The organism is Laceyella sacchari (genome assembly GCF_004343255.1).
In the GTDB taxonomy this organism is placed as follows: Bacteria; Bacillota; Bacilli; order Thermoactinomycetales; family Thermoactinomycetaceae; genus Laceyella; species Laceyella sacchari.
This window is the reverse complement of record NZ_SMDD01000006.1, coordinates 37,837-56,890: the sequence shown is the minus strand read 5'-3', so window position 1 is coordinate 56,890 and position 19,054 is coordinate 37,837. Positions and strand designations below refer to the sequence as shown.

The 19,054-nt window shown below is 48.6% G+C and carries 17 protein-coding genes, 1 rRNA gene and 1 riboswitch; of the genes, 3 read left to right on the top strand and 15 right to left on the bottom strand.

Translation table 11 applies throughout. From position 1 onward, the window contains the following. The 5 genes from EDC32_RS15245 to EDC32_RS16460 form a co-directional block, all read right to left on the bottom strand. Positions 1-92 (bottom strand): 16S ribosomal RNA (locus EDC32_RS15245); the annotation flags it as partial. A gap of 308 nt (positions 93-400) precedes the next feature. Then, positions 401-1,537 carry a gluzincin family metallopeptidase gene (locus EDC32_RS15240; protein WP_132223588.1) on the bottom strand — a complete coding sequence of 379 codons (1,137 nt, stop codon included), beginning with the start codon at positions 1,535-1,537 and terminating at the stop codon, positions 401-403. 235 nt (positions 1,538-1,772) lie between these two features. Then, entirely contained in the window at positions 1,773-3,101 is a 1,329-nt protein-coding gene (locus EDC32_RS15235; protein ID WP_132223585.1) for an NCS2 family permease, read from the bottom strand. A 21-nt stretch (positions 3,102-3,122) separates the two neighbouring features. Beyond that, complete coding sequence (gene guaA / locus EDC32_RS15230; protein WP_132223583.1) at positions 3,123-4,661, bottom strand: glutamine-hydrolyzing GMP synthase; 1,539 nt, start codon at positions 4,659-4,661, stop codon at positions 3,123-3,125. A gap of 127 nt (positions 4,662-4,788) precedes the next feature. Then, positions 4,789-4,890: riboswitch (purine riboswitch) on the bottom strand. A gap of 26 nt (positions 4,891-4,916) precedes the next feature. Next, a complete protein-coding gene (locus EDC32_RS16460; RefSeq protein WP_158283410.1) occupies positions 4,917-5,066 on the bottom strand; it encodes a hypothetical protein in 150 nt (49 codons plus the stop codon). Between the two features lie 510 nt (positions 5,067-5,576). Here EDC32_RS16460 and namA point away from each other — a divergent pair. Beyond that, the gene (namA, locus tag EDC32_RS15225) at positions 5,577-6,596 is read left to right on the top strand and encodes an NADPH dehydrogenase NamA (protein WP_132223580.1); all 1,020 of its coding nucleotides are present in this window, start codon (positions 5,577-5,579) and stop codon (positions 6,594-6,596) included. A 121-nt stretch (positions 6,597-6,717) separates the two neighbouring features. Here the strand turns inward: namA and EDC32_RS15220 are convergent, their stop codons facing one another. Further along, the gene (locus tag EDC32_RS15220) at positions 6,718-7,617 is read right to left on the bottom strand and encodes a cation diffusion facilitator family transporter (RefSeq protein ID WP_132223577.1); all 900 of its coding nucleotides are present in this window, start codon (positions 7,615-7,617) and stop codon (positions 6,718-6,720) included. A 245-nt stretch (positions 7,618-7,862) separates the two neighbouring features. Here EDC32_RS15220 and EDC32_RS15215 point away from each other — a divergent pair, with 245 nt between their 5' ends. Further along, positions 7,863-8,816 carry a phosphotransferase enzyme family protein gene (locus tag EDC32_RS15215; RefSeq protein WP_132223574.1) on the top strand — a complete coding sequence of 318 codons (954 nt, stop codon included), beginning with the start codon at positions 7,863-7,865 and terminating at the stop codon, positions 8,814-8,816. A 107-nt stretch (positions 8,817-8,923) separates the two neighbouring features. Here EDC32_RS15215 and EDC32_RS15210 read toward each other — a convergent pair whose 3' ends face one another. The 9 genes from EDC32_RS15210 to EDC32_RS15170 form a co-directional block, all read right to left on the bottom strand. After that, a complete protein-coding gene (locus tag EDC32_RS15210; RefSeq protein ID WP_158283409.1) occupies positions 8,924-9,955 on the bottom strand; it encodes a murein hydrolase activator EnvC family protein in 1,032 nt (343 codons plus the stop codon). Positions 9,956-10,208: 253 nt separating this feature from the next. Beyond that, complete coding sequence (locus EDC32_RS15205) at positions 10,209-11,402, bottom strand: MFS transporter (RefSeq protein WP_132223568.1); 1,194 nt, start codon at positions 11,400-11,402, stop codon at positions 10,209-10,211. Beyond that, positions 11,374-11,760, bottom strand: a complete 387-nt coding sequence (locus tag EDC32_RS15200) for a MarR family winged helix-turn-helix transcriptional regulator (protein WP_246026971.1) — start codon at positions 11,758-11,760, stop codon at positions 11,374-11,376. Before EDC32_RS15200 ends, EDC32_RS15205 begins: the two co-directional genes overlap by 29 nt. 316 nt (positions 11,761-12,076) lie before the next feature. Beyond that, a complete protein-coding gene (gene groL, locus EDC32_RS15195; RefSeq protein WP_022738632.1) occupies positions 12,077-13,714 on the bottom strand; it encodes a chaperonin GroEL in 1,638 nt (545 codons plus the stop codon). A 67-nt stretch (positions 13,715-13,781) separates the two neighbouring features. Further along, positions 13,782-14,066, bottom strand: coding sequence for a co-chaperone GroES (gene groES, locus EDC32_RS15190; protein ID WP_022738634.1), 285 nt, complete (start codon positions 14,064-14,066; stop codon positions 13,782-13,784). A gap of 257 nt (positions 14,067-14,323) precedes the next feature. Then, positions 14,324-14,671 (bottom strand): hypothetical protein, encoded by a 348-nt coding sequence (locus tag EDC32_RS15185; RefSeq protein ID WP_132223565.1) that lies wholly within the window; start codon positions 14,669-14,671, stop codon positions 14,324-14,326. Positions 14,672-14,792: 121 nt separating this feature from the next. Then, positions 14,793-15,536 carry a twin-arginine translocase subunit TatC gene (gene tatC, locus EDC32_RS15180; protein WP_132223562.1) on the bottom strand — a complete coding sequence of 248 codons (744 nt, stop codon included), beginning with the start codon at positions 15,534-15,536 and terminating at the stop codon, positions 14,793-14,795. Positions 15,537-15,569: 33 nt separating this feature from the next. Then, positions 15,570-16,235, bottom strand: coding sequence for a redox-sensing transcriptional repressor Rex (locus EDC32_RS15175; protein WP_132223559.1), 666 nt, complete (start codon positions 16,233-16,235; stop codon positions 15,570-15,572). Between the two features lie 140 nt (positions 16,236-16,375). Next, on the bottom strand, positions 16,376-16,951 hold the full coding sequence (locus tag EDC32_RS15170) for a 5-formyltetrahydrofolate cyclo-ligase (protein ID WP_158283408.1): 576 nt from the start codon (positions 16,949-16,951) through the stop codon (positions 16,376-16,378). 157 nt (positions 16,952-17,108) lie between these two features. Between EDC32_RS15170 and abc-f the strand changes: the two genes are divergently transcribed. Continuing rightward, the gene (gene abc-f, locus EDC32_RS15165; RefSeq protein WP_211341942.1) at positions 17,109-19,028 is read left to right on the top strand and encodes a ribosomal protection-like ABC-F family protein; all 1,920 of its coding nucleotides are present in this window, start codon (positions 17,109-17,111) and stop codon (positions 19,026-19,028) included. Positions 19,029-19,054: the final 26 nt, after the last annotated feature.

Below are 19,054 nucleotides of genomic sequence, written 5' to 3'. Positions count from 1 at the left end.
TCGCCGCTAGGGTCCGGAGACCCCCGCACGACTTGCATGTATTAGGCATGCCGCCAGCGTTCATCCTGAGCCAGGATCAAACTCTCCGTTAAAGGCTTCACACCAACGTGTGAAACTGAGGTTTGAGTCTATGCTCAATGAATTGACAGGTCACGTTGTCACTCTTTAGTTTTCAAGGAACACTCATTTTTAGCGCCGCTCTTGTAGCGACGTTTTATATCTTATCATGCTTCCTTCCAACTGTCAACAACTTTTTTAGTCAATTTAGGTAAAAGGAACATGGAATGATGTTGCGACAAGCAACGAAACTAAATATAACAAGATTTCTATTCCTTGTCAACGCCTTTTTCTTCTGTTGGCTTTTTCTCTGCCGATGCCTTCATCTTTACTCTCCTCATTCTTAAGCAGACATTCCCACCATCCCTTCGATGCTGCGGCCGAACACGCGCATCCATGCGTTTCTCGTCCGTTGGTTTAACGTCGGCTGCTTTTCACTGCTGTCGAGATCGAGGTACGGGTATTTCCCCAACTCCCGTAACACCGCGCCAAAGGCTCGATCTCCCCATCGTTCGGCCAATGATTTGTAAGCGAGATATGCACTGAGATAATACTGTTCTGCTTGATCCGATGGCAATTTTTCCAGCTTTGCCCGTTCTAGCTCGGCCAAACTCATGCGCCGCTTTAAACGATTCATTTCATGGCCAACCATCAACCGAGGCAACAAATGGGCTTCATAATACATCGCGGCTCCTTCTTGCAACCAATACGCCGCATTGTCATTAGACAATTCGCTCACCATCTGATGCGTCAGCTCATGTACCAATCCAGCAGCCAATAACCGGAGTTCCCCCCAGCCGCCGATAAATTTGATCGCTTGATTGGCTTCATGCCAACCACCAGCCCATTCCGGCAACGACGGTTTGACAAATTGGCGGAACACCTCCGGGCGGTGATACAATTTCACCTCAATCCCTTTGGTCGTCCAGCCCATACGCCGATGCAACCCTTCATAGGCTTGTTGTAACGTGTTCATTGCTAATGTCGCTTCCCGCTCGAGAGCAGGGTCGCTATAATACACGCTGATTCGCTCATGTTTCAACACAGAAAAAGCCAGATCAGCATCCTTCCAACCATCCGTCCTTTTTTTCAATGACAGCGGGTAGTTAAAAGATACAGCCTTCTTGCCCATCCGATAGGATTGCTTTACTTGGACAACGGCGGTTCCCCGGCCAACGGCTTTCACTTGGAGAAGCTGCAACCGAAATGATCCCGGTTCGATCACACGCACCGCATCTTGAAACCACCGCTTCTGTTCATGAAGATATGTTTGATTTTCCTCATCCAATGTGGCTCGATACATATGCCAATTTTTTTCTTTAAGTGCCTGCTCCTTTTGTGCGAACAATTGCCGAAACTCTCCGATCTCCTTTGCCATCCCCGAGACAGATCGTTCAGCTGCTTCTGCCCCCTGCGCGCACCAACCAACAAGCAGCGCGATTCCTACGCAGAATCCTGTCCATAACACCTTGCTTCTCATTCCAGCCCACCTCCATCTTTATCTATAAGATGGCAATTCTACGCTGGTTTTAACCCCGCTTTCGCACACTGGCCGAATTAACATGGCAGCTCCTTCTATGTAAAGTGGACAATCCACAAAGATGACGGATAGATGACGTCCACACCCAACTCATTCGCAGAAAAAGCCCTGCGTTTCGTCACATTGACGTACGCAGGGCTTGATGCGTCTTTCGCACCTTCCGGTCGGAGCTCATTCAGACACTCCCCAGAAACATAAATCGCAAGATGAAAATAACCCCCAACACATACACGACGGGGTGGACATGCTTACCTTCTCCTGCCACGACCTTGCACAATGGATACAGGATAAAGCCAGCGGCAATGCCAGTCGCGATGCTGAAACTGAGTGGCATCATAATCAAAGTGATAAAGGCTGGAATCGCTTCAGACAAAGAGTCCCACTCGATCTTGCTCAAGTTGCCGGCCATCAGCACACCCACGATAATCAACGCAGGCGACGTGATTGCGGCCACCGAAGCAAGTGTCTGTACGATCGGGAAGAAAAACAGCGCCGCCGCAAAACAAAGCGCGGTGGTGACTGAGGTCATGCCCGTCCGTCCTCCCGAAGCCACTCCCGCTGATGACTCAATGTACGAAGTAACGGTTGACGTACCAAACAACGCCCCCAACACCGTCGCAATCGAGTCGGTGATCAAGGCCCGTCCGGCTCGCGGCAGTTTGTTGTCTTTCATCAGCCCGGCCTGGCTGGCTACTCCCACCAGCGTGCCGGCATTGTCAAAGAGATCCACAAACAAAAAAGCAAACACGATCGTGACAAAGCCCAATTCCAACGCACCCATTACATCTAATTTCAAGAAAGTAGGTGCCATGCTGGGCGGCATTGCAAACAGCTTGTCCGGTACCTTGATCAATCCCGTCATCATGCCGACTATAGCCGTCGCCACCATCCCGATGAATATGGCTCCCTTTACCCGGCGCACCATCATCACAGACGTGATCAGCAAACCGAACAGAGTTAACAAAATCTCCGGTTTTTTAGTCAAGTCGGGGTTGATCATCACATAAGTCGCTTCCGCGGGCAGAATGATTTGAGCATTTTTGAGACCGATAAAAGCAATAAAAAGTCCAATACCTGACGACACGGCATATTTTAACCCGGTCGGAATGGCATTAATAATCAGTTCCCTGATTTTGGTGACGGTCAACACAAAAAACACAGTACCGGACAAAAACACGGCGCCCAGCGCTTGGGTCCATGGCACATTCATCCCCAGTACGACAGCGAACGCAAAATATGAAATCAACCCGATCCCGGGGGCCAGGGCAATGGGATAATTGGCCACGACGCCCATCAGGAAGGTACCGATACACGCGGACAAACCTGTGGCCACAAACACCGCACCCAGATCCATCCCGGTCTTGCCAAGAATCGATGGCGCCACCAACAAGATGTACGCCATCGTGAAAAATGTGGTAACCCCGGCAAGGATCTCTGTCCGCAAGTTCGTTTGGTGTCCAGCAAAGTCAAAGTAACGAGCCAACCCTGTTGCAAACTTGGACATGTGAGATCACCTGATTCTCTGTTATTCCCATTCAATGGTTGAAGGTGGCTTAGAAGTCACGTCATAAACGACACGGTTTACGCCATCCACTTCATTGACAATGCGGGTGGAAATTTTCTCAAGCACATCATAAGGGATACGAGCCCAATCCGCAGTCATCCCGTCGATCGAGGTAACTGCACGAATCCCTACCGTATAAGCGTAGGTGCGCACGTCTCCCATCACGCCCACGCTTTTGAAGTCGGGTAGCGCCGTGAAGTATTGCCAAATCTCGCGGTCGAGTCCCGCTTTTTTGATCTCTTCGCGCAGGATCGCATCCGACTCGCGCACGATCTCCAACTTAGCTTCCGTCACTTCACCGATGACGCGAATCGCCAGTCCTGGACCTGGGAAAGGCTGACGCCACACGATATCCGCAGGCAAGCCCAACTCTTCGCCCACTTTGCGGACTTCATCTTTGAACAAGGTGTTGAGCGGTTCAACCAACTGCATTTTCATATCCTCTGGCAACCCACCTACATTGTGGTGAGACTTAATCGTGTGCGCGGTCGCCGTACCCGATTCAATGATATCGGTGTACAACGTACCTTGTCCCAAGAACTCATGGTCGCCAAATTTAGCCGACTCTTCTTCAAATACCCGGATAAATTCAACACCAATGATTTTCCGTTTTTGTTCCGGGTCGGAAACACCCGCCAGTTTGGACAAGAAACGCTCACGGGCGTCTATTTTAACCAAGTTCATTTTGAAGTTTTTGCCGAAGGTTTCAACCACGCTCTCCGCTTCGCCTTTACGCAAGAGGCCATGATCGACAAACATGCAAGTGAGCTGATCTCCTACCGCTTTGTGAATCAGCGCCGCAACGACAGACGAGTCAACGCCTCCACTCAACGCGCACAACACTTTTTTGTCGCCAACTTGCTCGCGAATCGCTCTCACGCTGTCTTCGATAAATGTTCCCATGCTCCAATCGCCTGAGCATCCGCACACATCGTACAAGAAGTGCTTGATCATTTCATTCCCGTTCACTGAGTGTTGCACTTCTGGGTGGAATTGCACCGCGTAGATTTTATCAGCTGGATTGCTCATCGCGGCGACCGGCGCAGAATGCGTTTTTCCATCCACTTGGAAGTTGGCCGGCGGCTCCACAACCACATCGCTGTGGCTCATCCACACCGTTTGTTTTGTATCCAAGCCTTTATACAGGACGCTATCGGACACAATCTCCATCTCCGCTTTGCCGTACTCACGCTTGCTGGCGCGGGATACATTTGCACCAAAATGATGGGCGATCATTTGCATACCGTAGCAAATACCGAATACAGGAATCCCCAAATTAAAAATCTCCGGATCGCACTTTGGTGAATTCTCGTCATACACACTGTTTGGCCCACCTGAGAAAACAATGCCTTTTGGATTGATTTGCTTCAACTCGGCCGCAGTGGTCGTGGGTGGCAACAATTCACTGAACACACCCAAATCACGGATACGGCGGGCGATCAATTGGTTATACTGCCCTCCGAAATCGAGCACAACAACGCGTTCTAATGGCTTCTCCATCATATAACCCCTCTTTTGTCATGAAACTTTAGGTAGGTACAAAAAAACCCGGGTAACCCACACCGCCGCTCCCGGCGATATGGACCCCGGTCCCCCGATTCCTTCGTCATGAAGAAAATATAAGGCTTCCCGGCGCCCCATCAACCGTAGTCCAGCTATTTTCGGTAGCCGGGTAGAGACGTTCAGGCCTTATTCCTAAACATATACGGGTGGGCGAACAACTAAATTTCATCATATCAAGCCGTCCATAGGCGGTCAAGATCGCTTCCGTCCACCCATGATTTTCCACAATGTTCGCCAACGCAACACCATCGCCTTTCCTTCTTCGTTTGCCCCATATCTCCGTTGTTCATACCAACGAATGAACGAGGCAATCTCTTGATCTGTCTGCACATCTCTTCCCATAAACGCTTCCCAGCGCTGACGCATCGTGAGGCCGGTTTGATTGCTCCACCTCTGCTCTCAATTTTTCTATATTTTCAATCAATTGATACACCTGTGAATGTCCTTCATCCCAAACAAAGCCGCTCGTCTCTTCTGTTGTCATCGATTCCCTCCATTTTTGTTATTTGAAACCACCTTGCAGCTGGTACAAGCACGCGCATGGCATTCCACATGTTCATCCGTATCAAAAATACTCTTAAACAAAATCATAATATTATTATATACAAACCTGATCCGCTCTCGATACCGTTTCCTCCACTAGGGCACGCCTAGTCTGATGCGCAGGCCAGCGACTCCAATACCGTTTCCTCATTGGCTTCAATCGGGCATTTCCCACCCGCTTGCTCGCCAGCCACACTTGTCGCCATGCCCTGTGAAAAGAGGGTAAATTTTATGTTTCATGTAATGGAATAAAGGTAATATAATGTAGAAAGATAAGTTAGTACATATTTAAAAGGTGGGGATGATGGAATGTCATTTTTATTTCAACCTTTTACCCAAAAGGAAGTCACTTTGCCCAACCGCGTTGTTTGTTCCCCCATGTGCATGTACTCCGCTGGAGACGACGGAAAGGTAACTGATTGGCACATGGTCCATTATGGTACAAGAGCGGCCGGAAAAGTAGGCTTGCTGATGGTAGAGGCAACCGCGGTGGAACCCCGGGGCCGCATCAGCACGAATGATTTGGGGTTGTGGTCTGATGAACAGATGGACGGGTTAAAGCAAATTGTTTCGTTTGCCCATTCTCAAGGCAGCAAAACGGCTATCCAATTGGCCCATGCCGGCCGGAAAGCGATCGTGGATGAACCGATCATCGCCCCCAGTGCGATTCCGTTTAGTGAAGGAGACAAAACACCGCTGGAGATGGGAAAAGAGGAAATCGCCCAAGTGATTGAGGCATTCGCCCAAGCGGCGCGACGCGCTTCAGAGATCGGCTTTGACATTATTGAAATCCATGCCGCCCATGGCTATTTGCTCAACCAATTTTTGTCGCCACTATCCAACAAAAGAACCGATGAGTACGGTGGAGACCTGAATGGCAGAGCACGACTGCTCAAGGAAGTCATCCAAGCCGTCAAAGCGGAATGGGGAACTTCTCGTCCCCTTTATGTACGCATTTCTGCTGTGGACTATCACCCTGATGGCATCCAATTGGCGGACAGTGTCGCTCTGGCACGCATGATGAAAGAGTGGGGCGTTGATCTGGTGGATGTCTCCTCCGGCGGCATTACCCCTCAACCACCGGATCGCATCTTCCCTGGATATCAAGTCTCTTACGCTGAAACAATCAAGCGCGAAGCCGGGATTGCTACCGGGGCTGTCGGCCTGATTACCACCCCGGAACAAGCAGAAGAGATTATCGCCAATGGACGGGCTGATCTTGTCTTTTTGGCTCGGGTACTGTTGCGTGATCCCTATTGGACCATTCATGCCGCTAAAAAACTTGGTGTAGAATATATTGGCCCCAAACAATACAAATATGGATTTTAACCGCAAACCGCCCAAGAACCAATCGCTTGGTTCCTGGGCGGTTTGCAGTAGGAAGGGGCATTCTGCATTCTTCCCATCCGACTGAAGCTACCGGTATCGCAACAAACACGAACCAGCCCCATCACATAGAAGTCAACTTTTGCGGTGGATCAGCCGGCTCCACATGCACATGTACATGGGCAATTCGCTCAAAACCGATCAACGCCTCTTCCACCTCTTCCGTCAAACGGTGGCTTTCCTCAACTGATAAATGGGCATCCACGCCTACCGTCAACTCCACAAACACATGCATGCCTTGATGGCGCGCACGTAACGCTTTAACCTCTCGAATGCCCGCAATCTGAACAACCCGTGCATGAATTCGCCCTGTTTTTTCCTCATCAAACCCATCCATCAACATATCGATCGCCGGCTTTCCCACTTGGTACCCCGTGCGCAAGATCAACAGGCCCACTACAAACGCAGCCAATGGGTCCATCCACATCCATCCTAAGTTGGCACCGACGATCCCCACCGCCGCCCCCAAACTGACCAATGCATCTGAACGGTTGTCGTGGGCAGCCGCTTGCAGTGCTTCGCTGTTCGTTTTCTTGCTTAATGCGAAGTTGACGCTGGATACAAGCAACATGACCACGGCCGAGATCAGCGATACGGCCAGTGCGGCATTGCCAATCTGCCCCGAGCGCGGGTGCAACACTGCTTCAACCGCACCAATCCACACTTCCAAAGCCACCAACACCATACATGATGCCGCCACCAATGTTGCTACCGTCTCAGCTTTGCTGTGACCAAATGGATGATTGCTATCCGCTGGCTGGATGGCCACCCGCACCCCAATCAGGATCGCCACCGACAACAATATGTCCGACACATTGTTTAATCCATCAGCGAACACCGCTTGGGAATGCTCCGTCACGCCGATCCAACACTTGACCGCACTTAAGATGAGGTAGGAAAAAATGCTGAGCCAGGCTCCTTTTTGCGCTTCTGCCGCTTGCTTGGACTCAGGTAACTTTACCATTTTTGTCCCCCTTCCTTCTTCAACCCACTATATGATAAGGAAGGGCTCCCTTCTTAGTCCAGAGAAACGTTTTTTACCCCATTTAGAAAAGATGACAACTCCCATTAATGTTGGCTCCGGGCAACAATTCACCCAGCTGTCCCACCCTTTTTTTTGCGAACTCCCTATAATAGAAAGAATAAGATAACAATGTTATCATGAAGAAAGACAGATGATGATTGAACCGAGATAGGTGGGTTAAATCCATGTGGAAAAAAGAACTGGTAGAAGAAGCATGTCGTAGGTTTAAGGGAACACCCGAAACAATCAAGCCGCTCGGGGGCTTTTATAACAACGTGTTTGAGTATGAGCGGGATGGGGAAGCGTGCGTGCTCAAGCTGATGCCCATCGCCACCAAAGATAAAAGTCAACTTCACTCAGAGTTAAAATGGGTGAATTTTTTGCGTTCGCATGGCATCGCGATCCCTAAGCAAATCTTATCGACGCGCGGTCAATCGATTGAAACCATTATCGAGCTTCCCATCCCATGTTGCGCGATCTCCTTCCGCAAAGGGGAAGGGAAACTGTTGGAAGCCTCGCGCCTCAATGATTGGAGCCCCAATCTGTTGCGTCGGATGGGCCAAGTGATGGGCAAGATGCACTCCCTTTCTCAACGCTTCTTGCAAAAAGAACAGGCCACTACCTTTGAGGAATGGGACGAAGGCGAGATATATCATAGAGATTGGTCCTTCATTGACCGTCCGGTCGCCGACCGCTGGTCATCGATGTTGCAAAGGGTACACCAATTCCCCAAAACAAGCAGATCCTATGGGTTAATCAATAATGATTTCCATCATGACAGCATCTTGATCAGCAACACAGGCAATCCTATCGTGGTTGATTTCAACCGTGTCAAATATCACTGGTTTACATACGATATTGCCATTGTACTATTCCACGCCTTGGAATCGATCCCGGAATCAGAACATGCCGCTTTTAAGCAACTGTTCACCCATGAGTTTATGTCAGGCTACTTCCTTGAAAACATCCTGGAAGACGATTGGCGCCAGCAATTGGACTTCTTCGTGGAATTCCGGTTGTACTTTATCTATTTGCACCGGCTGATTCACTTGCACCGTGATGTAGACGCACAAGAACAAGAAACAAGAATCAAAGAATACAAAGAGCGAATGGATCGCCTCGCGTATCCCACCATGTGATTTCCCCAGCAATGAGAGAAAAAACGCTGTCAGGTGTTTACCTGACAGCGTTTTTACATACCCTCCGGCATAAAAAAAGCCGGCTTTGGCCGGCCGTATTAGCGAATTTATGAGATATATGGTTTGGGGTTGACAGCCTGTCCGTTTTTATGCACTTCAAAGTGCAAGTGAGGCCCTGTGGAACGGCCGGCATTCCCCACCGCCCCGATTACTTGGCCCCGGGCAACCCGTTGTCCCGTGCTCACTTTTACTTGATAGCTGTACATGTGGGCGTACAACGTCTCCAATCCGTTATTATGGCGCACAATAATATACCAACCATATCCGCCCGCATCATATCGCACCGACTTCACCACGCCGCCTTCTGCCGCATAAATCGGCGTGCCGATCGGCCGCGGAATATCTACACCAGCATGAATGTGACTACTGCGGTTTTGCCCGTAGTTCCAGTAGGTCATGCCCCGTGAGGATGGATATCCCAAGACACCGCCCCCGACAAAGCCAAATTCCCCCATCAACTTTTGCTCTTGCTTTTCGAGTTCCTTCAACTCGGCTTTGTACTTGGACATCTCATTCATCATTTTCTCGACGCGTTGCTTTGATTCTTTGAGAAGCTTTTCTTGCTCCTCCTTGGCTTTGACGACTTTGGCTTTATCTTCTTCATATTTTTTCTTCAAATCATTATAATGCTGAAAGTCGTTCATATCTTGATTGACAATAATGCGGATCAATTGGAATCGATTCAAAAAGTCGGCAAATGACTCCGCTGCCAACATGTGAGCTAAGTATTCGTTTTCGCCTTGCAGATAGAGACGTTGCAATTTCTTGCGTAATTTCTGTTCTACCGCCTTCTTCTCTTTTTCATTGGCGGCCAGACTTTTGTTCAATCCGTCTATTTGTTGCAGATAGGCTGAAAGCTTCTCATCTACTTTTGACACATCTTTTTTATGCTGTTCCAGCTTAGCTTCTACTTCCTTTAAATTCGCCTTCGTTTCCTTCGCTTCGTTTTTTACTTCTTCCAGCTTCTTCTTCGTGTCCGACTGCGTGGGGTTCGCCAATGCAGGACTGCTGTAGATTCCCCAAGACGACACCACAAGCGCCAGAGTGATGAAACCGATAGGCAGGATTCTTCTTCTCATCATCTTCTCCTTCCGTCATGTGATTATATTAGCATTTTAACAAAATGCGTAAGAGTCGTCTCATTCTTTCATTCGATAAGAATTTCTTTTTTATGACTTTGTATCATGGCGGGCACCTGCTCAAATCCCACTTGCCACAACGATTGCCCGCTTCATTTGTCCATTTATTGAAATCACGAAAAAACGAGCTAAAAAAAGCCCCCACCGGTCAACCGCCTGTTAGAGGCTACAGAGCATAACATCATCGTCTCATTTATTGTCGAGCCAAAGCATTGAGGCGGGTCTTTTCTTTCTTACCGTGGAGCCAAAAGTAAAGGCCGGAAGATGCCAAAACGACAACGCTCAGAAAGATATATAGCGAGCGATAGCTGATCATGGGAATGAAGAGTCCCAATAGATAAGGGCCGAAGCCTAGCCCGGCATCAAGAAAGATAAAGAAGGTCGACGTTGCCAGTCCCATGCGCTCAGGGGGCGTCAACTTTACAGCAATCGCCTGCGTACATGACTGCATATTACCAAATCCAAGTCCTACCAGTGCACCACCCAACAACAAAGTAAAACTGCTATGGGCTAAACCTAAAAGCAACATGCCGGCTGCAAAGAGAATAAAAGCCGGGTACATAACATAGTTGGCTCCTTTCACGTCCATTAACCGACCCGTAAATGGACGTGAAACCAATACTGCGATCGAGTAGACAAGAAAGAAAAAACTAGCTGCGCTAACTAGATTCATCTCAATGGCATAGAAGTTTATAAACGAAAGAACACTGGAGTAACAAAAGGCGATGACCAGCGTTACCCATGCTATAGGAACCGCCTTCGGTTCAATCAATTGGAAGGGCTTCAACTCTGTCATCTCAACCTTTTTTGCGCTACTTTCTAATGCCGGGGCATGCACAAAGAATGCCGTGAGCAAACTGATGACACCTAAAGCCAAGCAGAGACTGAAGATCATTTGCGCGCTTGCATGCTGATTCATATATAGTCCAATAAATGGCCCGATCGCTGTGGCCAATGTCGTGCTCATGCTGTAATAACCGACACCTTCTCCTTTTCGTGTAGCGGGGATGATTTGAGCCACAATCGTTCCGGTTGCCGTGCTTGCAATGCCTAGTGCAATCCCATGCACGAAACGAGTGAAAATAAGAAAGGTGATACCCAGATGGATGAAATATAACGATGTCGTTAACAGATAGAGACCCAATCCAATAAACAACGTTCTTTTGCAGCCAATTGAATCGATTTTACGACCAATAAAAAGACGCCCTATTAGCGTCCCTACGATAAAAATCCCTGTAACCAGACCAGCCTGGCTTGCAGTGGCATGATATTCATCTACTGCATAAACACCTATAATTACGACTAGCAAATAAAAAACCAGCGTCAGCAAAAAGTTGATGCTAGACACAATGATAAAATTATTTGTCCACAATTTTGCTTTGCTCAATGTTGCTCCCCTCTCGTTTCATGATGTTCGCCTGCACTTTGGGCAGTGTTTGAAACATAATCATTTGATCTTCCTTATCGATCCCTTCCATCACACGATGTTCCAATTCCGTTATTTTTTTTCTGCATTCTTTGTAGATCTCTTCTCCTAATTCCGTTAACTGAATGATCTTTTCCCGTCTGTCTTTGCCTGGAATTTGCTTCACGATGTTCAGCTCTTCCAAACGTTGAACTCTCCTCGTAATGGTTGGCTTCTCTACTTGATATTGATTTGAAATATCTACAAGCGTCGACGGCCCATGGTTTTTTATATAAAAAATCACTTGCCATAAAGAATAAGAAAGCTGATAAGTGCTCATTAATTCATTCAGCCTCGTGATAAGCGGCCGATACAGCCTTAAATAGCGTTGAAAAAAACCCTCCACTGTCGGTACTCCCTTCTATGGAGAAATAATTAATATAGGTAACTATTACCCAAGGTAACTATATGCCGTTCTAAAAAAAATGTCAAGCAGCACCCTATCACCATCCATATAAAAGAGAAGGTCTTTCACCAGTTTTACACTGATGAAAGACCTTCTTTGTCGGGGTGGTTATTGTGAATAAAGTGATCATGGTTGCTGATGATGAGCAACATGCACTCCCATCCCCATGCTGAAAGGCTTTATGATGTTATTACATCATGCCGCCCATTCCGCCCATGCCATTCATGTCTGGAGCTTGAGCTTTGTTTTCTTCCGGTTTGTCAGCTACAACTGCTTCGGTGGTCAGGAACATAGCTGCTACGGAAGCTGCGTTTTGCAGTGCGGAGCGGGTTACTTTGGCCGGGTCTACAACACCTACTTGGATCATGTTTACCCATTCGCCAGTGAGCGCGTTGAAACCAATGCCCACTTCTTCTTTTTTGAGGCGCTCTACAATGACGGAACCTTCCAGTCCGGAGTTGTGAGCGATTTGACGTACTGGCTCTTCCAGAGCGCGTTTGATGATGCTTACACCTGTTTTTTCGTCGCCAACCGGCAAGGTTGCTTCGAGGTCTTCTACCGCACGGATAACGTTCACCAACGCGGTACCGCCACCAGATACGATACCTTCTTCTACTGCCGCACGGGTAGCGTTCAATGCGTCTTCGATGCGCAGTTTTTTCTCTTTCAATTCGGTTTCGGTAGCCGCACCAACTTTGATCACTGCTACGCCGCCAGCCAATTTAGCCAGACGCTCTTGCAGTTTTTCTTTGTCGAACTCGGAAGTGGTTTCTTCCAGTTGTTGACGGATTTGTTTGATGCGTGCTTGGATGTCGGATTGCTCGCCGAAACCATCCACCACGATGGTGTTTTCTTTGTTTACACGAACTTGACGTGCGCGACCGAGGGATTCGATACCCGTGGATTTGAGATCCAATCCCAAGTCTTCGGTGATCACTTGACCACCGGTCAGGATCGCAATATCTTCGAGCATCGCTTTGCGGCGATCGCCGAAGCCTGGTGCTTTAACAGCAACTGCGGTGAAGGTGCCACGCAGTCTGTTCACTACAAGGGTCGCCAATGCTTCACCTTCTACATCTTCAGCGATGATCAACAGCGGACGACCTTGTTGTACGACTTTCTCCAATACTGGCAGCACGTCTTGGATGTTGCCAATTTTCTTGTCGGTGATCAAGATGTACGGCTCATCCAACACAGCTTCCATTTTGTCGGTGTCAGTAATCATGTATGGAGAGATGTAACCACGGTCAAATTGCATCCCTTCCACAACTTCCAGCTCGGTGTTGAATCCTTTGGACTCTTCCACGGTGATAACGCCGTCGTTGCCCACTCTTTCCATCGCTTCGGCAATCAATGCACCCGTCTCTTCGTCGTTAGCAGAGATCGCAGCTACTTGTGCGATGGAATCTTTGCCTTCGATCGGTTTTGCAATCTTTTTGATTTCGGATACAGCAGTACTTACTGCTTTTTCAATCCCTTTGCGCAGAACCATTGGGTTAGCGCCAGCAGCTACGTTTTTGAGGCCTTCGCGAATGATCGCTTGTGCCAACACAGTTGCGGTGGTGGTACCGTCCCCAGCCACGTCGTTGGTTTTGGTTGCTACTTCTTTAACCAGTTGCGCACCCATGTTTTCGAATGGGTCTTCCAATTCGATTTCTTTCGCGATGGTCACACCGTCATTGGTGATGAGCGGAGAACCGAATTTTCTCTCCAATACCACATTGCGACCTTTTGGGCCGATGGTTACTTTCACTGCGTTAGCCAGGGCATCTACCCCGCGCAGCATCGCACGACGCGCGTCTTCACTGAATTTGATATCTTTCGCCATAATCTTCCGTCCCCTTTCGTATGTAGGGTATTTAATTTATGTTAAAGCAACGCTCAGATGTCCTTCATTACTCCACAACAGCGAGAATGTCGCTTTCACGAAGGATGAGATATTCTTTCTCACCATACTTTACTTCGGTGCCAGCATATTTGGAGAAGATGACGAGGTCGCCTTCTTTAACCTCCAATGCGATGCGGTTCCCTTTCTCATCCACGCGGCCTGCGCCTACTGCCACGATCCGTCCTTCTTGTGGCTTTTCTTTGGCGGTTTCTGGCAATACGATTCCGCTAGCGGTTTTTTCTTCTTTCTCAACTGCTTCTAAAACGACACGATCACCCAATGGTTTGATCATCGTAATAACCCTCCTTCGTATGAGGTGGTATGAAATAGTTTCATGTTGTTAGCACTCGACCTCGATGAGTGCTAACATCAATTATAATGATATTCATCTCGTTTTCATTTTTCAAGTATCCACCACAAAAAAAATCTAATAAATATTGTTCCTTCCTCACACATATCAAGCGCTGGCCGGGTCGGGATATCCCGCCTAACATAAAACACCGGTCGCCCATCCTCTTCTTTACAGGCAACCGGTGTTTGCCGCTTCCCTTATTCTTGTCCGCGCTCAGGCAGCTCAAAATGATCGCCGAACGCGTTTGGATCTGTCAAATCGCCCATGTCCGCCATCTCCGGTGCCATATGATTCGGCTCCCTTGTTGCGGACGTCTGAGTCTCTGATTTTGACTTCCGCTTCATGAACTTCGTTAAGTCAATGTACTGTCCCATCTGCGTTTTGGTTTGCGACGCCAAATTAGACATGGTGACGGCCATCCCCTGTCCCTGCGCTCTGTTCCACAGCCTGCGGAGGGAAGGCGCCAACAACCACGCCAGCGCGCCAATCACCACCAACCACAGCAACGCACAACTAGAGCTACGATTTCTTCTCCAATAGTCCATGCTTTTACCTCCACCATGAGAAATCTTTCTCATGGTGAAGTGTGCCCCAACCGATGAAGGTTATGTAAAAAAACGCCGTTTGAACGGGCCACTTTGGGAGTAGCCCGTCAACGATGGCGTTTTACACAGCGTTACCGTCTGCCTCTTCCCGCTCCATCTTTCTCACCAAGCCGGCTGATAGCCAAATCCCCACCTCATACAAAACAATCAAGGGAATGGCTACAAAGATATTGCTTAAAAGATCGGGCGGCGTGATCACCGCAGCGATCACCACCATAATGAAATAAGCGTATCTTCTCATCTTGGCCAACAACTGCGGCGTGATGAGCCGGATGCGGGTCAAAAACAGCATGATGATCGGCAGTTCAAAAAAGATACCCAGCGGCAAAATCACCCCAAACAAAAAATTGAAAGTTTCTTTGGCCGCCAAGAGTGTGCCGAGTCCCATCAGCTGGTTAATGTTCTTCAGAAAAGCAATCAAATAAGGGATGATGACAAAATAACCAAATGCGATGCCAAGCAGAAACAACCCGACCGCCACGGGAATATACAACAAAGCTGCTCGTTGTTCGCGGGGGTTCAAGCCCGGTTGGACAAATCTCCACACATGGTACATGAGAAAAGGCAACGTCACGATGAACGCCATGATGAAGGAAATATTCATATAGATTCTCATGCCGTCTTGTAGTCCCATCGTGTTAATGGCCTGTTTTGGGAACAAGTCGCTCACTATGTAGCGGAAAATCGGCATGGAATAAAACAAGCTGACTACCAGCGCTATCACAAAAAACACCAAACACCATATGATCCTGCGCCGCAACTCCCCCAAATGATCAGACAGCGGCTGCAACTCATCATTCTTCATTTCAAGACGACTCCCTTGACATTAAATTACGGGTTACTCCTTTTCATCAGATACCTCAACGTTCTCCTCATCCGGAAAGTTTTTCAGGAAATAAATCAAGGTTTGCAGCTCAATCGTCAAATCGATATTGTGAATCCGGACAGTGGGCGGGGCAGTCAACCGAGCCGGCGTGAAGTTGAGAATGCCGCGAATGCCCGCTTCAAACAAGAAGTCTGCCGTCGCTTGGGCCACATTGACAGGTACCGTCAAAATCGCCACTTCCACATGATGCAAGGCGATCACTTCTTTGAGCCGATCCATCGAGTAGACGGGGATGCCATCGATGTCTGTACCCACTTTGCGCGGGTCCTGATCAAACCCAGCCACAAGTTTGGTATTGTGACTACGGTAAAAATTATACCGCAACAAGGCCGTCCCCAGGTTACCCACACCGATCAAAACAACGTTGGTCACCTCGTCCTGCTTCAGAAAATCGCGCAAAAACTGGAGCAAATAAGTTACATTATAGCCATATCCTTTTTTTCCCAGTTCACCGAGATACGAAAAGTCGCGGCGAATCGTCGCCGGGTCGATCTGTAGCGCATCACTCAAATCGGAAGAAGAGACGCGCTGCTTGCCGATCGCGTGTAATTTCTCCAAGTAACGGTAATACAAAGGCAAACGTTTGGCTGTCACCTGAGGGATCTTTTGTTCAGCCATGTTGTTTCCCCACACCTCCAGATATGTGAATTTCCGAACAAGAAATGTGCATGTCCAATATAACACAATCACTCATGGCATACATGGCCCCGTTTTTTCATTTCGCCATTTTGGCGGAGCTTCTCTTCCGTACCAACGGATCAGGCCCGCGCAAATGACATCTCCCTCTCGGAACTGATCAGCAGGTGCAATGGTTGATCATGAGGTTCAGGATAAACGGTTGGCACAATCTGCTCTTCATAAGCGACACCGATGCGCCAAGCCTTGGCTTGCCGCTCGAACAACCGATCATAATACCCCCCTCCATAACCCAGTCGATACCCGGCGAGATCAAAGGCGACTCCAGGCACAATGACCGCTTCCAGCCTTGTGTCTGCTACCTGCCGTTCCGAAATTGCCGGCGGTTCCAAAATGCCATAAGCCCCTACTACACACTCCTGCAAACTGCTGACTTCATACCAACTCATCCCACGAGTTTCCCTGATCACTTTCGGCAAGGCCACTCGTTTGCCTTGCTGAAGCGCGGTTTCCATCGACATCCGCACATCCACTTCATTTCGAAATGGCATGTAAAAACCAATCATGGTAGACTGTTGAAACACGGGATGCTCGATCAAACGCTGGCAGATGCGTTCTGAACTTTCTTTCATATATTCGGGAGCAAGCTGGTTCCTGAGCTCCAGTTGTCGCTTGCGCAACGTTTCTTTGTTGGACATGAGAGCTTCATCCTTCAATTTTATGTTAATCCTCATTATTTTACCAGAAAACATTTTTTCTTGTTATCTGACACTCACGCTTCCGCCAGCGAGCACGTTTGCTCTCGTTCCGCGTCTTTATTACACTGGGTAGTGAATGAATGAACGAGGTGACATCATGCTATTGCAAGCAAAACATATCCATAAATCTTACGGCGGAACCACAGTGCTCGAAGATGTCCACATACAGGTAAACGAGCATGAACGGATTGGGCTGATCGGACCCAACGGTGCGGGCAAATCCACGTTGCTCAAAATCATCATCGGTGAAACCGCCCCTGATCACGGGGAAATCCAGATGTCCAAAAAAACGCGCTTGGGCTATCTTGCGCAAAACACTGGCTTCTCCTCAGAGGAAACGATCTGGAACGAGCTTTTATCCGTCTTTGCCGATCTGTTAGATCTGGAGAAGGAAATGCGCTCCCTTGAACACGAAATGGGCCTAGAACAGGTTTATTCCGACGCTGACCTTTATCAAAAAATCACCGAGCGTTACGCCAAATTGCAAGAAACCTTTGAAGAGAAAGGCGGCTATGCGTTTGAAGCCCGCATTCGTGGGGCCTTGCACGGATTGGGATTGGGTGATTTCGATTGGAAGCGAACTCGGGTCAATGAACTGAGCGGAGGACAAAAAACCCGCATGGCTCTGGCTAAAATGTTGTTGGAAGAACCCGATCTGTTGATTTTGGACGAGCCGACCAACTACCTGGATATGCAGGCAGTCGCTTGGTTGGAACAAACATTGAGCAACTATAGCGGTTCGCTCCTCATCGTTTCGCACGATCGGTATTTCCTCGACCGGTTGGTCACTGTGATCTATGAGCTGGAACATCACCACCTCACCCGCTATGTCGGCAATTACACCAAGTACGTACAATTAAAAGAGGAAAAACGGCTACATGATCTCAAACGGTATGAAAGCCAACAAGCTGAGATTAAAAAGATGGAGGAGTTTATTCAAAAGAATATCGCCCGCGCCTCCACCACCAAGCGGGCACAAAGCCGACGCAAAGCGTTGGAAAAGATCGAACGACTTGAACGACCCGCAGACCAGCGACGAGAAGCAGCCATCCGCTTTGAAACCGCCGTGACAAGCGGCAAAGAAGTCCTAGCGGCCACCGATTTGACTATCGGCTACGACCAACCGCTTATGAGCGGGCTTTCTTTCCAGATCGAGCGCGGTGAGCACATCGCCTTGCTCGGCCCCAACGGAATGGGCAAATCCACCCTCTTAAAAACCATCGCAGGCAAGCTTCAACCCCTTGCAGGCAACCTGAAATGGGGCGTGCAAGTGGAGTTGGATTATTATGATCAGGAACAGAAAGAATTGCACCCCGACAAGCAAGTCATTGACGAGCTGTGGGATGATTACCCCAACTTGGATCAGACCACCATCCGCTCTTATCTAGGGCAATTTTTGTTCAGCGGCGATGATGTGTTCAAACAAGTTGGAGCGTTAAGCGGCGGCGAAAAAGCCCGTCTTTCCCTGTGCAAACGCCTGTTAAACCAAGCCAATTTCCTGTTGATGGACGAGCCTACCAACCACTTGGACATGGTAAGCAAAGAACGGTTGGAAGAAGCGCTGGAAGATTATCCGGGCACTCTGTTGTTCGTCTCCCACGACCGGTACTTCATCAATCGCCTGGCGACGAGGATCTGGGAATTGACCCCGGACGGGATAAAAGATTATGTGGGAGATTATGAACGCTATCTTGAAAAAAAGGCGTTAGAAGCATTGGAGAAAAAAGAACAGCCTGCCACCAAAGCGGATGACGACGCAAAGGCCAAACAAGCAGAAGCTTACCGTCAACGTGAGAAAGAAGAAAAACGCCAGCGCAAGAAACGACAACAAATGATCGACCAGTTGGAGAAAGAGATCGCAGAACTGGAAAGCAAAATCGCCGCCATTCACAACGAGCTGTGCAAGCCGGAAGTGTTCAGCGATCCGGAGCAGAGCGCCTCTTTACAAAATGAATTGCGTTCGCTGGAAGCAGACTTGGAACAAAAGACCGATGAATGGGCGGAATGGGCGGAGTAATCACCAATTCCCTGATAGGAGCGGGT

Excerpts from the sequence above, each read along its gene's own strand:
- EDC32_RS15220 (WP_132223577.1), bottom strand. The coding sequence starts at position 7,617 with ATGGTAAAGTTACCTGAGTCCAAGCAAGCGGCAGAAGCGCAAAAAGGA.
- EDC32_RS15240 (WP_132223588.1), bottom strand. The coding sequence starts at position 1,537 with ATGAGAAGCAAGGTGTTATGGACAGGATTCTGCGTAGGAATCGCGCTG.
- groES (WP_022738634.1), bottom strand. The coding sequence starts at position 14,066 with ATGATCAAACCATTGGGTGATCGTGTCGTTTTAGAAGCAGTTGAGAAA.
- EDC32_RS15235 (WP_132223585.1), bottom strand. The coding sequence starts at position 3,101 with ATGTCCAAGTTTGCAACAGGGTTGGCTCGTTACTTTGACTTTGCTGGA.
- EDC32_RS15200 (WP_246026971.1), bottom strand. The coding sequence starts at position 11,760 with ATGAGCACTTATCAGCTTTCTTATTCTTTATGGCAAGTGATTTTTTAT.
- EDC32_RS15210 (WP_158283409.1), bottom strand. The coding sequence starts at position 9,955 with ATGAGAAGAAGAATCCTGCCTATCGGTTTCATCACTCTGGCGCTTGTG.
- guaA (WP_132223583.1), bottom strand. The coding sequence starts at position 4,661 with ATGGAGAAGCCATTAGAACGCGTTGTTGTGCTCGATTTCGGAGGGCAG.
- abc-f (WP_211341942.1), top strand. The coding sequence starts at position 17,109 with ATGCTATTGCAAGCAAAACATATCCATAAATCTTACGGCGGAACCACA.
- EDC32_RS15175 (WP_132223559.1), bottom strand. The coding sequence starts at position 16,235 with ATGGCTGAACAAAAGATCCCTCAGGTGACAGCCAAACGTTTGCCTTTG.
- tatC (WP_132223562.1), bottom strand. The coding sequence starts at position 15,536 with ATGAAGAATGATGAGTTGCAGCCGCTGTCTGATCATTTGGGGGAGTTG.
- EDC32_RS16460 (WP_158283410.1), bottom strand. The coding sequence starts at position 5,066 with ATGGGAAGAGATGTGCAGACAGATCAAGAGATTGCCTCGTTCATTCGT.
- EDC32_RS15170 (WP_158283408.1), bottom strand. The coding sequence starts at position 16,951 with ATGTCCAACAAAGAAACGTTGCGCAAGCGACAACTGGAGCTCAGGAAC.
- EDC32_RS15215 (WP_132223574.1), top strand. The coding sequence starts at position 7,863 with ATGTGGAAAAAAGAACTGGTAGAAGAAGCATGTCGTAGGTTTAAGGGA.
- EDC32_RS15185 (WP_132223565.1), bottom strand. The coding sequence starts at position 14,671 with ATGGACTATTGGAGAAGAAATCGTAGCTCTAGTTGTGCGTTGCTGTGG.
- namA (WP_132223580.1), top strand. The coding sequence starts at position 5,577 with ATGTCATTTTTATTTCAACCTTTTACCCAAAAGGAAGTCACTTTGCCC.
- groL (WP_022738632.1), bottom strand. The coding sequence starts at position 13,714 with ATGGCGAAAGATATCAAATTCAGTGAAGACGCGCGTCGTGCGATGCTG.